We start from the raw sequence: 13,084 nt of genomic DNA, 5'->3' as shown, positions 1-13,084 counted from the left end.
GTTCCATCTTTGCCTCTGAGATTGTGGATCCCTAGCCCACCTATTTAAGGGGAAGTGGTTTCTGGCTTGGGTGGTGGTTCATAATGAGAGGCGTGCAGATCGAAAAGCCTAGAATCTTTCAGTCGTCCCGAGACTTCCTGTTGTCCATCGGTGTGCTTCTGTTCGCCATGTTCCTGACCGTGGGTTTTACGGGGTTGTGTTCCTTTAATCCTGGTCCTGCGGAGCGTTCCGGTGAGGTGCAGAAGGTGGATGCGGCCACGTTCCTGGGGCTCGAGGCGCGGTCCGTGGATTATCCGATTGTGTTGCCTGAAATGCCTGAGGGCTGGGTTGCAAACTCTGCTCGGCGCACCCAGGTGGGGGATCAGCCAGGCAGTCTGGTGGGCTGGGTGATCGACGGGAAGGATTACATTTCCCTCACCCAAACTGCCGCCGACATGAAGGCTGCGGCGTTTCCTGATGATTCCGCCCGTTCCGAATCTAGCGTGGAGAAGATCGACGCCGGCGCGGAAGGCGCCCTGGAGTGGCACGTATACACCGGTGATGACGTGCGTCCTCGGTGGGTGGCGGACCGGGGGGATCACCGCTTGATCCTTGAAGGCATGGCAGGTTTCGAGTCCATGAAGACTGCCGCTGAGCGCGTGAGCACAGCGAAGCCCATCGACACGGACAAGTCGATGACCGCGCCACAGACTAGCGAGGCAGCGTCCAGCTAGCCCTCACTGTGCGTGGCGTTGCCTCCCTGAGGAGCTGACTGTCCACCCTGCGCTGAATTCCCCTGAGCCGAATCGCCTCCGTGGCGTGCGGCCAGGGCTTTTTCAATGCGGCTGGACGCCCCGTCCAAGTAGTCCTCGCAATAGGCGGCGAGCTCCTCGCCGCGCTCCCAATAATTGAGGGACTCCTCCAGAGACATCTGCCCGAGTTCGAGGATGCGCACAACCTCCACCAATTCATCGCGCGCTTGCTCGTAGGTCAGCTCCCGAAGTGGGCGGAACTTCTGCTGATTATTCTGAGTAGTCTGATCTGCCATTGTGTGTCCTTACCTAGCCTCGTTGTGTTTGTGTAGCTTTTAGTCTTGTTCGGGTGCATCCTGCTGCACTGGTGTATCTTGCACCGGTGCCTCGCGCGCCGACGCCTCCCGGCCCGGCGAACGCGTCACCGCCATCGCAGCAGCCGTGATCGAACCATCGGCCACGCGAATCCTCAACTGCGAGCCAGGGTTCACCTCATCGACCGTGGTCACAACATGAGTATCCGACCCATCCCGCGGCACCACCTGCACAATGGAATAGCCACGAGCCAGCGTCTGCGACGGCCCCAGAGCATTGACCTGCGCTTTCAGAGACGTCACCTGCGAACGCATATCACGCACAATCACGCCTAACGCCCGATCTTTACGCTGATAGGCCTCGGCTACCAGCTGCTGCTGTTGCTGAACGGGCAACAGTGGGTTTGCCATCACCGGGCGGCTTCGCGTGTGTTCCAGCCCGCGCCGCTCCTGCTGAACCCACGCCCGAAGCGCGCCGCCGGCGCGCTGGCGGAGATCGACCAGTTGGCGTCGTTCAACAACAACGTCAGGCACGGCTCTTTTCGCAGCATCCGTGGGCGTGGCAGCACGCACATCGGCCACGTTATCCAACAGAGGATTATCCGGCTCGTGACCAATCGCGGAAATCACCGGCGTGCGCATCCGGGAGACATGGCGCACCAACGCCTCCTCGGAAAACGGCAGCAAGTCCTCCACCGAGCCACCACCGCGAGCCACAATAATCACGTCAACCGCAGGGTCCTGCTCCAACTCCGTTAGGGCCTGGACCACCTCAGGTACGGTATTCGGCCCCTGAACAGCGGTGTTGATCACCCGGAACTTGACTTCCGGCCAGCGCTCCTGAGCAACCGCCAACACGTCACGCTCCGCAGCCGACCCGCGGCCCGTGACCAACCCCACCGTCGTCGGCAAGAACGGCAACGGAGACTTCATCCGCGGATCAAACAAGCCTTCCGCGGACAAGGCCTTCTTCAGCATCTCAATGCGCGCCAGCAACTCACCAATACCCACTGGCCGCACCTCGGTGACCCACAACGAAAACGAGCCACGGCCCGCATAGAACGCGGGCTTGCCGTACATCAACACCCGATCCCCATTGCGCAACGGCGTAGGCAGACTCTGCGCAAGCTTCGTGCTCAGCGTGACCTGGACACTGGCCTCCCGCTCGACATCCCGCAACGTGATATAGGACAACTTCCACGTGGGCTTGATGTTCACCTGCGTGATCTGGCCTTCGACCCACACAAAACCCAAACGCTCAATCCAGCCTTTGACCTGTTGATTCAGCTGACTGACCGGCCACGGAGACTCCGCCGTATTGGCTCCAGAATGCATGGGAGAATTCATGGTCACCATTGTAAGAGATAGCCCCTACATCCACATGAATACAAAATCGAACATGACGTACGATGGGGGACATGACTGCCCCAAGCACAACTGACAAAAAGGTGTACCTGGCTGCCCCGCGCGGATACTGCGCAGGCGTTGACCGCGCCGTAGAAACAGTAGAAAAGGCGCTCGAAAAGCACGGTGCGCCGCTGTACGTCCGCAAGGAGATCGTGCACAACAAGCACGTGGTGAAGACGTTCGAGGAACGCGGTGTGATCTTCGTGGACGACACCCACGAAGTGCCAGAGGGCTCCAACGTGGTCTTTTCCGCCCACGGCGTGTCCCCGATGGTGCACGAGGAAGCGCGCCAACTGCAATTAAAGACGTTCGACGCCACCTGCCCCCTCGTCACCAAGGTTCATGGGGAAGTGAAGCGATTCGCGCGTCAGGGGTACCAGATCATCCTGATCGGCCACCACGGCCACGAGGAAGTGGAAGGCACCGCCGGCGAAGCCCCGGACGTTGTGCACCTGGTTGACGGCAAGGAGGACGTGGACGCCCTGGAGTTCGACGAGAACACCAAGCTGATCTGGCTGTCCCAGACCACCCTGTCCGTGGATGAAACCATGTCCACGGTGAAGCTGTTGCGCGAGAAGTTCCCCCACATCCAAGACCCTCCAAGCGACGATATCTGCTACGCCACCCAAAACCGTCAGGTGGCCGTGAAGGCGATTGCTCCGAAGGTGGATCTGATGATCGTGGTCGGTTCGCAGAACTCCTCAAACTCCAAGCGTCTGGTTGAGGTTGCCCTGCAACACGGATCCAAGGATGCTCACCTGGTGGACTACGCAGAACAGGTGGAAGAGGGCTGGTTCGACGGCGTGGAAACCGTGGGAGTGACCTCGGGCGCGTCGGTCCCGGAGATCTTGGTGCGTGGAGTGCTGGAGATGCTCGCGGAACGCGGCTTTGGTGACGTTGAGGAAGTGACGACCGCCACCGAAGACCTCATTTTCTCCCTGCCACGGGAGCTGCGGCCGGCACGCACCAACCGGTGCCAGGAGAGCTAACTCGTCAGGAAAGTTAGTCTTCTTCGAGGCGGAAGCCGTCCACATCCTGGTGCTTGCCGAGGTCCTTGAGGCTTCGGCGCTGGATGTGTTCGCGGCGCTGGAGAGGCTCACGGCGCTGCAGCCGCGGAGTTGTGGTGGGGGTGCTCCAGGTGCGCTGGGCGCGATCCACGGAGTTGCGCTCCTCTGCAGAGGAGCGCTTGTCATCGGAGGAACGAGAGCCCGAGGGGGTAGGGGTCTTTGGAACTTCAGTCCAGCGAGGGGAGCTGGTGGAACGGGTTGACTCGCTAGAGCTTCTGGACTCCCTGGAGGTCGAAGACGTGGCAGAACGTTCAGGGGAATCCTTGTCGGTGCGTGCGCTGTCCTCATCGGCGGCTGCCCGGCCCGCGCGTACACGAGCGTAAGAACTAAGATTGCTGCGTTCACGCGCGGCTCGGCGTCGGCGCATATGTTCCTGGTAGGCAAGGTGGCGAGCCAGCTCCTCCCGGTAGAGCCACCACCGCACCAGCGCGATGACCACGCAGGCGAGGAACGGGAAAATCAACCACAAGAAATGGGAAACGGCCGGGTACATCGCATTAATGATGAGTGTGCGACGACCCGAGCCGGGATGCTTCGGAGTGGAAATCCACCCTACAATGACTGTGCCCGCCACGAAATACAACGGCAGCGATGCAACAGTGAGAAATAACCCTCGTGCCTCAACAAGCACGGTGGTGACAATCGCGACCACGGCGAAAATCACAAAGAAAGATTTTGTTACGGCTTGAGCGTCTGTACCCAGCACAATGCCCGTGATGATCACTGCAAGCATGATCAGCACAGGGGACCACACTGGGAAGGGAGCCTGCTTCATTGGCTTCGGCTCCCGCAGTTGGCCACGGCGCTTTTTGTCTGTGGTAGTAGTCACGAAGGATTATCGTACACGGCTTACTTATCGTTTCCGCGTAGCTGATTAAGAATTTGGTTGTTCAAGATGTTTTTTCTTAAGTCCAACCAACGCTGAGTATTTTGCTCGCTGCGTTCAGCGGTCAGCGATCCGGCAGTGGTAGCGAAGTCGATATCCTGAGCGGTTCGCTCACCGGTGGCGAGGTCCGTCAGGTCACCCATGTAGCGCAACACCACCATGATCATCGCAGCAACCGGCACAGCCAGGAACGCGCCTACGATGCCGAAGAGTGTGGAACCGATCGTCACGGCCAACAGAATGACTACTGGGTGAACGTTCATCGCACGGGACTGCAGCACCGGCTGCAGGACGTTACTCTCCAGCTGCTGAACCAGAATGATCAGAGCCAGCACAAGCAGCGCGTTCGTCAGGCCATTGGCAACCAGGGCGATCAAGACAGACAGCGCACCGGCCGTGATGGCACCGACAATCGGGATGAATCCCGCGAAGAAGGTCAGCACCGCCAGCACACCTGCCAGTGGCACGTTCAGGATGACCAAACCAAGACCAATGAAGAACGCATCAATGAAGGACACGATCGCCTGGGTGCGGATGAAGCCACCGAGGGTGTTCCAGCAGCGGGTCAGAACCTCGGTCAAGTGCCAGCCCACGCGCCGACCCGTCACGCGGCGGATCATCGGAAGGAACTTCTCGCCATCCTTCAGGAAGAAGAACGTCAACACCAGCATCACCAGAAGGGTGGCCATCGCGGACACCGTTGCCGAGCCTGCGGCAGCCAACTGAGAGGTAATCTCGCCGGCTCGTTCCTCCAGCCACTGGGTGGCCTTCTCCAGGCCCTCGTTGAACTGGGACTCTTGCAGATTCAGCGGAGGTCCCTGCAGCCATTCCTGGACCTTCTGGACACCATCGGTGGCCTGGTTAATCAGCGTTCGACTTTGGTCAACGGCAGATGGTGCGATAGCCCAAAAGACTCCGATGACAACCGCGAAGAATCCCAAAATGGTTGTGAAGACAGCCAATGCATTGGGGACGCGGAGATTGCGGAGTGTGCGCACCACAGGCCACAGCATCGTACAGACGATGAGGGACAACAGGACAGGAAGCACGCCAGCCCAGAGCTTGCCGAAGGCAAGGGCTGCCAAGTAGGCGGCACCAATCAGAATGATGAAACGAACACACCAGCCGGTGAACCAACGCACCGAAGAGCCGATGACCTCAGCGCGGTCACGCAGTTCCGGCCGCAAATCTTTGTCGATCTCCTGAGACTCGTTGATGGGGGTTGTGCTGGTCTTGTCCGATTCGTCTGTGTGTGACTCGTCGGAGGATTGCGCATCAGGACCGTGTGTGTCGTGATGGGCTTCCAGGATCTCTTCGTTATTGCCGTGAGTTTCGGCCTGAGTACGCTGGTCCTTTTCTTCCTTCATGGACACAATCTGATCTTCAGGAAGAGGCAGTTGGGTCTGAGGGTCCAACCGATCGGAACCAGCGATCAGATCAGCTAGGTCACGACCGTTGACGTGGTCGCGGGGATCACCCTGATTTTTACGTGAAGTCATTCTGCTATTGTGCATGAAAAGGCACCGCACTGCACGCATTACGCGTGCAGTGCGGTGCCTTTATTCAGAAGTGACGCTGTAGCCGGTGGCTCATGTGAAGCCACGGTAGCGGCCAGGCTACATAGGGTGCTTCATCAGAGAATCGTCGTCGGTGCCGGGGTAATCACCAAGGTCGCCGCACGTGTCGTCGTCGGTGCGGGTCAGCAAGGTGACAGAGACGGCCAGCCCACCCCAGATGACGATGATGAAGAGGATCATCAGAATAAGAGCAGATGCTTCCATGAGGTACTCTTCCTTTCCTAGTTCTTGGGGGTTGAGGCGTTCGAGGAATCGGCATCGGCGGTGTTTGCATCCGCGGCGGCTGCGGTGCCAGCGCCCTGAGCTGCTGCGACGAGGAGGTTCGGCTCACCGCGCTTGCGGCCTTTGATAGGAACACCGAAGTCCGATGTAGCCAGACCGTTCAGGTAGTTGTTGCCTCGGTAGGCCAGCAGGCTGAACACGATGCTGGCCACGAAGATCAGGGCAACGGCGCCCCATCCATAAGCCAGCAGCTGGCCGGAGCTGTAACCTTCGTACGGCTCGTCAATGAGGGTCATGATCTCCTTGGCCAGGAAGTAGATCAGGACCAGCGGAGTGATGACGAACACGCATGCCTGCCACACAGGTCCTACACGAACGGAGGACACCGCGTTGATGTGCTGCTCCATTTCGTTGCGACGGCCCAGGATCCATCCCGTGGTCAGCACGGCTGCCACTGCGCCGATGACGATGCCCAGGTTGTTGGTGAACTTGTCCACGATGTCCAGCGTGGCCAGACCGGAGGTCACGGAGAACAGGATGCAGGAGATGACTGCCATGACGGAGCCGGCAGCCAGGGCTGCAGTGCGACGGGTGAGATCGAACTTGTCAGCAACGGCGGAGATCACCACTTCCATGATGGAGATCAGGGACGTCACACCGGCCAAGAACAGGGATCCGAAGAAGAACACACCGAAGACTTCACCAAACGGCATCTCGTTGATGATGGTGGGGAAGGCCACGAAGGCCAGGCCAATACCACTCGATACGGTCTCGGACACGGGAACGCCCTGCTGCTGCGCCATGAATCCCAGCACGGCAAACACGCCGATACCTGCGAGCACCTCGAAGGAGGAGTTCGCAAAGGCGGTAACCATGCCGGTGTTTGTGAGGTTGGTGCGCGGCTTCAGGTAAGACGCGTAGGTGATCATGATGCCGAAACCAATGGACAGGGAGAAGAAGATCTGGCTGTACGCCGCGATCCACACAGAAGGGTTAGACAGGGCGGACCAGTTCGGCGTGAAGAAGGCGTTCAAGCCCTCCAGTGCGCCGTCCAGGAACAGGGCACGCACAACCAGGATCAGGAACAGGACCAGCAGAACGGGGATGAAGAGGCTGGACACTTTACCGATGCCCTTGTTGATGTCCGTAGCCAAAGCCAGGATACAAATGATCCACACGATCACCATGGTGATCAGCACTGGAACCACAAACTCGCCCGAGAACACGCTGCCGGTGTCCGCACGCAGGAACTCCTTGGAGAAGTGCGTGTCCGGGGAGGTGCCCCAGGCCTTGTTGATGGACTTGATCGTGTACAGCAAAGCCCAGGCGATGATGGCGGCGTAGTAGATAGCGATGAAGAAGTTCACGCCAGCCTTAAACCATCCGATGGGCTCCGCATAGCGGTTGAGGCGGCGGAACGCCAGGGGAGCGGAACCGCGGAAGCGGTGGCCAAAGGCAAGGTCAAACCACAACAGCGGGATACCAGCGGTCAGCAGCGCAACCAGGTAGGGGATCAGGAAGGCCCCTCCACCGTTGTCATATGCCACGTACGGGAATCGCCAGATATTTCCCAGGCCGACGGCGGAGCCGATGGCGGCCATGAGGAACACAAGACGTGTATTGAAAGTTGCTCGAGTGTTTCGAGCACGGTTTTCCGTTGAAGACGTCATAGGAATCTCTTCCGTAATAGGTCTCGCCTGCACGCACGGTGGGAGCAGGCGAGAGTCACCAATTAGGGTGTTCACACCTTATATCACCGCCCTCACACTTCAGGGCATTTTCGGAATGGAAACTGCAAACTTCCAGCCAGTCTGAGTCAAAATGCCCCCACGCGGGGCACACGTCGGGGCGCAAGCCTTAGCCCGTCGTGTCTCTGTATGGGGGACACGATACGATGAGGAGCGTGACTCTAACTCTCGGAATTGTTGGACTGCCTAACGTGGGCAAGTCCACGCTATTTAACGCACTGACCCACAACGACGTGTTGGCCGCGAACTACCCCTTCGCGACCATCGAGCCCAACGTTGGTCTGGTGGAACTGCCGGACCCACGACTGCGACGCCTGGCCGACATCTTCGGTTCCGAACGCATCCTGCCTGCCACCGTGTCCTTTGTGGACATCGCCGGCATCGTGAAGGGTGCCGCCGACGGTGAGGGCATGGGTAACGCCTTTCTCGCCAATATTCGCGACGCCGACGCGATCTGCCAGGTCGTCCGCGCATTCGGTGACGATAACGTGATTCACGTGGACGGGCGCGTCGATCCGGCGTCGGATATTCAGGTCATTGAGACGGAGCTGATCCTGGCTGACCTGCAGACGGTAGAGAAGGCCATCCCGCGCCTGGAGAAGGAAGCGCGGAAGAATAAGGAATTGGCTGACCAGGTGGATGGTGCGAAGAAGGCTCAGGAGATCCTTGAGGATGGCCGTACGCTGTCCTCGGCTGCGGTGAAGGGCGAGATTGACCTGTCCACAGTGCGCGATCTTCACTTCCTGACCGCGAAGCCGTTCCTGTATGTGTTCAACTCCGACGAATCCGTGCTGACGGATGAGGCGAAGAAGCAGGAACTGCGCGATCTGGTTGCCCCGGCTGACTGCGTGTTCCTGGATGCTGCGACTGAGGCGGAGCTTCTGGAACTCGACGAGGACGAGGCGGCGGAGCTGTTGGCCTCAGTGGGACAGGACGAGCCTGGCCTGCAGACCCTGGCAAAGGCCGGTTTTGCGACCCTCGGCTTGCAGACCTACCTCACGGCAGGCCCTAAGGAATCCCGCGCATGGACCATCAAGCAGGGCTCCACGGCGCCGCAAGCTGCGGGTGTGATTCACACCGATTTCGAGCGCGGCTTTATTAAGGCGGAAATTGTTGCCTTCGATGATTTGGACCAGTTGGGTTCGATGGCGGAGGCTCGTGCGGCTGGAAAGGTTCGTCAGGAGGGTAAGGACTACGTGATGCACGACGGAGACGTCGTTGAATTTAAGTTCAACGTGTAATGACAGGAAATCGGGTGCGATTATTCTCCATTAACTCCCACAAGATAAAACTCGAGGGTTCCGGTCCGACGAGTGTGAAGTAAATCTTCGAGCATTATTTTCGGAACAATGACAGAATCATCGGGCAGAAGAATGCCGTGCCCGTCCAGCCCTGCTGTGGCCTGGTCGAGCCTTTTCCAGCGAGCAGGAATATAGCGCTTGATCAACTCACCAATAGTGACCTCGTAGCACGTCATGAGGTCCTTGTCGGCTCCGTTTTCCGCGTCTGTCTCCGTGTGTGCGAGGATATAATCTTCCAGGAGACGCAACGCCGCGGTGAGAGTCTCTGTCTGATGTGTGTCAATATCGTTGAGTATGGAATTGACTGTGTCGGGGGCGCATTGCGTGGCTGAGAAAATGCATTCGATATCTGGTAGATGGTGCATGGGATAAATCCTGACGGTTGTGACAAGACGCTTCATCACTAAAATACAGAAATTGACACATCGAGGCGACATTTCAAGGAGGTGGAATGAGACTGTGACCTCACCGGATAACATCCTGCTGCACCTCAGCGAGCCCCACGAAGCCTATGTGCGGGAGCTTTTCGACCAGCTTGAGGCGCGAGGCTTCCCCCGCCAGAATCAAACGCCGCACATCACCATCACTTTTTCCCCGGCGATGGACCCCGCCACCGTGAAGCGCGCCTCCCAGATACTGCCGCCGGTGATTCCGGCGCAGTTCGAGCGCCGCGGCGTGGTGGTCTACGGAACGAAGAGCAAGCAGACCGTAGCGTGGCTGTTGGAAACCACCGACGAGCTAGAGCAGGCCGCCCGCGAGCTCAACGTTCTGAACCCGGACGGCCGTGGGGATCGCTGGTCGCCGCATCTGACCGTGGGGCTGCGCCTGCCCCGGGCCGTGGTGCCGGACTACATCCGGGCGTTGGACGAGCTCACGTCCCCTCACTTCAAGAAACTGGACGCGGTGCGCGCGGGCCTGTGGAGCCCCGCCGCCCAGCGCTACACGCCGTTCGCCGGCGAGTGCTAGCGATAGAAGTGATGAACCGGGCCGTGTCCCCGCCCGACCTGTAATTGATCCGACGCCGCAATCGCCCCACGCAGCCATGTGGTCGCCCAGCTCGCCGCATGATCGAGGTCACCCACGGCTAGCTTCGTGGCCAGGGCGCTGGAGAGGGAACAGCCGGTGCCGTGCGTGTTGGTGGTGTTGATCCTTTCGCACGGGATCCACAGCGTGCTCCCGTCGGGCCTCACCAACACGTTGTCCGCCTGGGATCCGGAGAGGTGCCCGCCCTTGACTAGTACGGCTGGGGCGGAGCCGTGGCGGAGGGATCCGGAGTCCGCGACCTGGTGCTGCCAGCGTTGGGCCAGCTCCACGGCGTCGTCCAGGCTGGTGATGGAGTGCTCAGACGAGCCTTGGTTGTCTTGGTCGCGCTGGATGCCGTTGTCATCCTGGACATTGCTGATGACTTCCAGTTCCGGGATATTTGGCGTGATCACGCGCGCGTAGGGCAGGAGTCCCTGAAGTGCCTCCATGGCTGAGTCGTCGAGGAGGCGTGCACCCGAGGTCGCGATCATGACGGGGTCCAGCACAACCGGCACCTGGTTCAGCTGAGGGTTGCGGTCAAACCATTCTTTGACCGTGGTGATCACCTCGGTTGTGGCCAGCATGCCGATCTTGATTGCGCCGATCTGGATGTCATCGCTGATGGCTTCCAGCTGTGCGGTGAGGAAGTCCGTATCTGGCACGTGCACCGCGGTGACACCGCAGGTGTTTTGTGCCGTCAGGGCTGTAATCACCGACATGCCATAGCCTCCGGCGGCGGAGATGGCCTTGAGGTCAGCTTGGATGCCCGCGCCGCCGGAGGGGTCGGAGCCTGCGATGGAGAGGATGTTCGGGATCATGTTTTGTCCTCGTGGGTTGTCGTGTCCTGGGTCGTCGTGTCCTGGTGCATAACCTGTTGGTTCTGTTCGAGCACCCGGTGAGCAGCGGCAATGCCGCCGGGAAGGTCCAGGAGCGTGGCCAGGGAGCCGAAGCTTTCCACGAAGCGTGCGCTGCGCCGGCCCGAGGCACACATCACCACAGTGGGCCGCTCGTCATACTCCTGCCATGCCCGGAGGAACTCCTCCTGGTCATTGATGGTGCTCAGAGGAATATTCACACTGGGTACGCCGAGCGGCTCCGGAGGCAGGCTGTCCACCACCACCTCGTGAGGCTCACGAATATCCACCAGCACAGCCTCCCCGGACCGCACGCGATTCAACAGCTCGCGCACCGTTTCATCGGCCGGGTGCTCCTCCGGGACGATATCCTGCCGCTGATGTTGTCCCAGAGAGGTCTCTAGCGTCCTACCCGGATCCGCCGCCACGGTGTAGCTATGAAAGCGTGCGCCCAGTGCCTCATAGGACGTGACCTTTCCCTGTACCTGCTCAAGGCCCGTGATCCACAGGATCGCAGCGGTGGTCATCAGGCCAGCGATCACGCTGGTGGTCACACCCAGCACCCCAGCGGTGGCGCAGTCGGGAACGGATCCCGCGTCGGGCGACTGGGGGAACAGATCCCGCAAGCCCACACCCCTGCCGTCGCGAGCATTCGCACCGGAATGCCACACCGCCACATCGCCATGGAAGCGCAGAACGGTTCCCCAGACCAGGGGAGTGGAGGTAATCTCACAGGCGTCTGCCACCAGGTACTTTGTGGCGAAATTGTCGCTGCCGTCCAGCACAAGATCCGCATCCGCGCACAGCTGCACCGCATTGTCCACGGTCAGGCGCTTCTGCACCGTCTCAATCTGAATGCCCGGCTGTAACTGCCGAGCCCGCTCGGCTGCCACTGCGACCTTGGGCTTGCCCACGTCCTCGGCACCGAAGAGGATCTGCCGGTGAATGTTCGTCAGATCCACCACGTCATCGTCGATGAGCGTGATGCGCCCCACCCCCGCGGCCGCGAGTTGCTGCAGCGCCGGGCACCCCAAACCGCCCGCGCCGATAATCAACACATGCGCCTGATGCAGCGCTACCTGCTGCTCCATGCCAAAACCGGGCAGGTTCAGTTGGCGCGCAACACGCTTCAACTCGTCTGCCGGAAGCTCCGTGTGGTCACTCATCACAACACCTGATCTTCCCAGCTCGCCAACCCCTCAAAACTGGAAGAGGCCAGCGCGTGCTCCCGCTTCGGAATGCGGCCGGCACTGCGTGCCAAGCGCCCCGCCTCCACGGCCTGGCGCATCGCGTGCGCCATCGTCACGGGGTCCTGGCAGCGATTCACCGCGCTGGCCAGCAGCACGCCGTCGCAGCCCAGCTCCATGGCCAGGGTGGCGTCGGACGCGATGCCCACGCCGGCGTCGAGAATAATAGGAACAGAGGCGCGGGAACAGATCAGCTCAACATTGTGCGGATTCAGGATCCCCAAGCCAGTCCCGATCGGCGAGCCCAACGGCATCACGGCAGCAGCACCCACATCCTCCAGGCGGCGGGCGGCCACGGGGTCGTCGGACGTATACGCCAAAACGGTGAAGCCTTCGTTGACGAGCAGCTCGGTGGCGTCGACGGTTTCCAGGACATCCGGAAGCAACGTGTGATCGTCAGCAATCACCTCCACCTTGACCCAGGTGGTGCCCAGCGCCTCCCGAGCCAACTGCGCAGTCAGCACCGCATCGCGCGCAGTCCGGCAGCCCGCCGTGTTCGGAAGCGGGGCGATGTCCAGGCGCTGCATCAGGTCAAACACGCTCTCGCCAGCATGCTGACCAGCACGGAAACGCCGCATGGCCACGGTGGTGAGCTGAGTGCCGCTCGCCACCAAAGCCCGCTCCAACATGTCCATCGAGCTGGCCCCGCCCGTACCCATGATCAGGTGGGAGTGAAAACTCCGGTCCGCAATCGTCAACATGATGGG

14 protein-coding genes are annotated in these 13,084 nt (G+C 60.2%); 4 read left to right on the top strand and 10 right to left on the bottom strand.

Going from position 1 to position 13,084, the window contains the following annotated elements; translation table 11 throughout:
- Positions 1–83 precede the first annotated feature (83 nt).
- The gene (locus IAU67_RS06495) at positions 84–713 is read left to right on the top strand and encodes a DUF4245 domain-containing protein (RefSeq protein ID WP_151841888.1); all 630 of its coding nucleotides are present in this window, start codon (positions 84–86) and stop codon (positions 711–713) included.
- On the opposite strand, the gene IAU67_RS06490 is transcribed toward IAU67_RS06495, so the two are convergent.
- Both IAU67_RS06490 and xseA read right to left on the bottom strand, forming a co-directional pair.
- The gene (locus IAU67_RS06490) at positions 710–1,027 is read right to left on the bottom strand and encodes an exodeoxyribonuclease VII small subunit (RefSeq protein WP_151841887.1); all 318 of its coding nucleotides are present in this window, start codon (positions 1,025–1,027) and stop codon (positions 710–712) included. The genes IAU67_RS06495 and IAU67_RS06490 overlap by 4 nt on opposite strands.
- 39 nt (positions 1,028–1,066) lie before the next feature.
- Entirely contained in the window at positions 1,067–2,392 is a 1,326-nt protein-coding gene (xseA, locus tag IAU67_RS06485; RefSeq protein ID WP_225723463.1) for an exodeoxyribonuclease VII large subunit, read from the bottom strand.
- Between the two features lie 62 nt (positions 2,393–2,454).
- Between xseA and IAU67_RS06480 the strand changes: the two genes are divergently transcribed.
- Positions 2,455–3,441, top strand: a complete 987-nt coding sequence (locus IAU67_RS06480) for a 4-hydroxy-3-methylbut-2-enyl diphosphate reductase (protein WP_151841886.1) — start codon at positions 2,455–2,457, stop codon at positions 3,439–3,441.
- 13 nt (positions 3,442–3,454) lie between these two features.
- Here IAU67_RS06480 and IAU67_RS06475 read toward each other — a convergent pair whose 3' ends face one another.
- The 4 genes from IAU67_RS06475 to IAU67_RS06460 all read right to left on the bottom strand — a co-directional run bounded on the left by IAU67_RS06475 (position 3,455) and on the right by IAU67_RS06460 (position 7,874).
- Positions 3,455–4,348, bottom strand: a complete 894-nt coding sequence (locus tag IAU67_RS06475) for a DUF6542 domain-containing protein (protein ID WP_151841885.1) — start codon at positions 4,346–4,348, stop codon at positions 3,455–3,457.
- A gap of 20 nt (positions 4,349–4,368) precedes the next feature.
- A complete protein-coding gene (locus tag IAU67_RS06470) occupies positions 4,369–5,904 on the bottom strand; it encodes an AI-2E family transporter (RefSeq protein WP_187767872.1) in 1,536 nt (511 codons plus the stop codon).
- 117 nt (positions 5,905–6,021) lie between these two features.
- On the bottom strand, positions 6,022–6,186 hold the full coding sequence (gene metS, locus IAU67_RS06465) for a methionine/alanine import NSS transporter subunit MetS (protein WP_151841883.1): 165 nt from the start codon (positions 6,184–6,186) through the stop codon (positions 6,022–6,024).
- Positions 6,187–6,203: 17 nt separating this feature from the next.
- A complete protein-coding gene (locus IAU67_RS06460) occupies positions 6,204–7,874 on the bottom strand; it encodes a sodium-dependent transporter (protein ID WP_151841882.1) in 1,671 nt (556 codons plus the stop codon).
- A 233-nt stretch (positions 7,875–8,107) separates the two neighbouring features.
- Between IAU67_RS06460 and ychF the strand changes: the two genes are divergently transcribed.
- Positions 8,108–9,193, top strand: a complete 1,086-nt coding sequence (ychF, locus tag IAU67_RS06455; protein ID WP_151841881.1) for a redox-regulated ATPase YchF — start codon at positions 8,108–8,110, stop codon at positions 9,191–9,193.
- A gap of 20 nt (positions 9,194–9,213) precedes the next feature.
- Here ychF and IAU67_RS06450 read toward each other — a convergent pair whose 3' ends face one another.
- On the bottom strand, positions 9,214–9,618 hold the full coding sequence (locus tag IAU67_RS06450; RefSeq protein ID WP_151841880.1) for a hypothetical protein: 405 nt from the start codon (positions 9,616–9,618) through the stop codon (positions 9,214–9,216).
- A 94-nt stretch (positions 9,619–9,712) separates the two neighbouring features.
- Here IAU67_RS06450 and IAU67_RS06445 point away from each other — a divergent pair, with 94 nt between their 5' ends.
- The gene (locus IAU67_RS06445; protein ID WP_151841879.1) at positions 9,713–10,219 is read left to right on the top strand and encodes a 2'-5' RNA ligase family protein; all 507 of its coding nucleotides are present in this window, start codon (positions 9,713–9,715) and stop codon (positions 10,217–10,219) included.
- Here IAU67_RS06445 and IAU67_RS06440 read toward each other — a convergent pair.
- From IAU67_RS06440 to IAU67_RS06430, 3 genes are read right to left on the bottom strand one after another with little or no spacing between them, the layout of a single operon-like run.
- The gene (locus tag IAU67_RS06440; RefSeq protein WP_151841878.1) at positions 10,216–11,094 is read right to left on the bottom strand and encodes a bifunctional hydroxymethylpyrimidine kinase/phosphomethylpyrimidine kinase; all 879 of its coding nucleotides are present in this window, start codon (positions 11,092–11,094) and stop codon (positions 10,216–10,218) included. The genes IAU67_RS06445 and IAU67_RS06440 overlap by 4 nt on opposite strands.
- Entirely contained in the window at positions 11,091–12,296 is a 1,206-nt protein-coding gene (locus IAU67_RS06435; protein ID WP_151841877.1) for a ThiF family adenylyltransferase, read from the bottom strand. Before IAU67_RS06435 ends, IAU67_RS06440 begins: the two co-directional genes overlap by 4 nt.
- Positions 12,296–13,078 (bottom strand): thiazole synthase, encoded by a 783-nt coding sequence (locus IAU67_RS06430; protein ID WP_151841876.1) that lies wholly within the window; start codon positions 13,076–13,078, stop codon positions 12,296–12,298. Before IAU67_RS06430 ends, IAU67_RS06435 begins: the two co-directional genes overlap by 1 nt.
- Positions 13,079–13,084 lie beyond the last annotated feature (6 nt).

This window comes from Corynebacterium zhongnanshanii (genome assembly GCF_014490575.1).
In the GTDB taxonomy this organism is placed as follows: domain Bacteria; phylum Actinomycetota; class Actinomycetes; order Mycobacteriales; family Mycobacteriaceae; genus Corynebacterium; species Corynebacterium zhongnanshanii.
Note: the sequence above shows the minus strand (reverse complement) of the source record. Positions and strands in the feature narration are given on the sequence as shown.

Coding starts and splice junctions, on each gene's coding strand:
- IAU67_RS06480 (WP_151841886.1), top strand. CDS start 2,455: ATGGGGGACATGACTGCCCCAAGCACAACTGACAAAAAGGTGTACCTG.
- IAU67_RS06430 (WP_151841876.1), bottom strand. CDS start 13,078: ATGTTGACGATTGCGGACCGGAGTTTTCACTCCCACCTGATCATGGGT.
- IAU67_RS06490 (WP_151841887.1), bottom strand. CDS start 1,027: ATGGCAGATCAGACTACTCAGAATAATCAGCAGAAGTTCCGCCCACTT.
- IAU67_RS06460 (WP_151841882.1), bottom strand. CDS start 7,874: ATGACGTCTTCAACGGAAAACCGTGCTCGAAACACTCGAGCAACTTTC.
- IAU67_RS06440 (WP_151841878.1), bottom strand. CDS start 11,094: ATGATCCCGAACATCCTCTCCATCGCAGGCTCCGACCCCTCCGGCGGC.
- xseA (WP_225723463.1), bottom strand. CDS start 2,392: ATGAATTCTCCCATGCATTCTGGAGCCAATACGGCGGAGTCTCCGTGG.
- IAU67_RS06435 (WP_151841877.1), bottom strand. CDS start 12,296: ATGAGTGACCACACGGAGCTTCCGGCAGACGAGTTGAAGCGTGTTGCG.
- IAU67_RS06450 (WP_151841880.1), bottom strand. CDS start 9,618: ATGCACCATCTACCAGATATCGAATGCATTTTCTCAGCCACGCAATGC.
- metS (WP_151841883.1), bottom strand. CDS start 6,186: ATGGAAGCATCTGCTCTTATTCTGATGATCCTCTTCATCATCGTCATC.
- IAU67_RS06495 (WP_151841888.1), top strand. CDS start 84: ATGAGAGGCGTGCAGATCGAAAAGCCTAGAATCTTTCAGTCGTCCCGA.
- IAU67_RS06470 (WP_187767872.1), bottom strand. CDS start 5,904: ATGACTTCACGTAAAAATCAGGGTGATCCCCGCGACCACGTCAACGGT.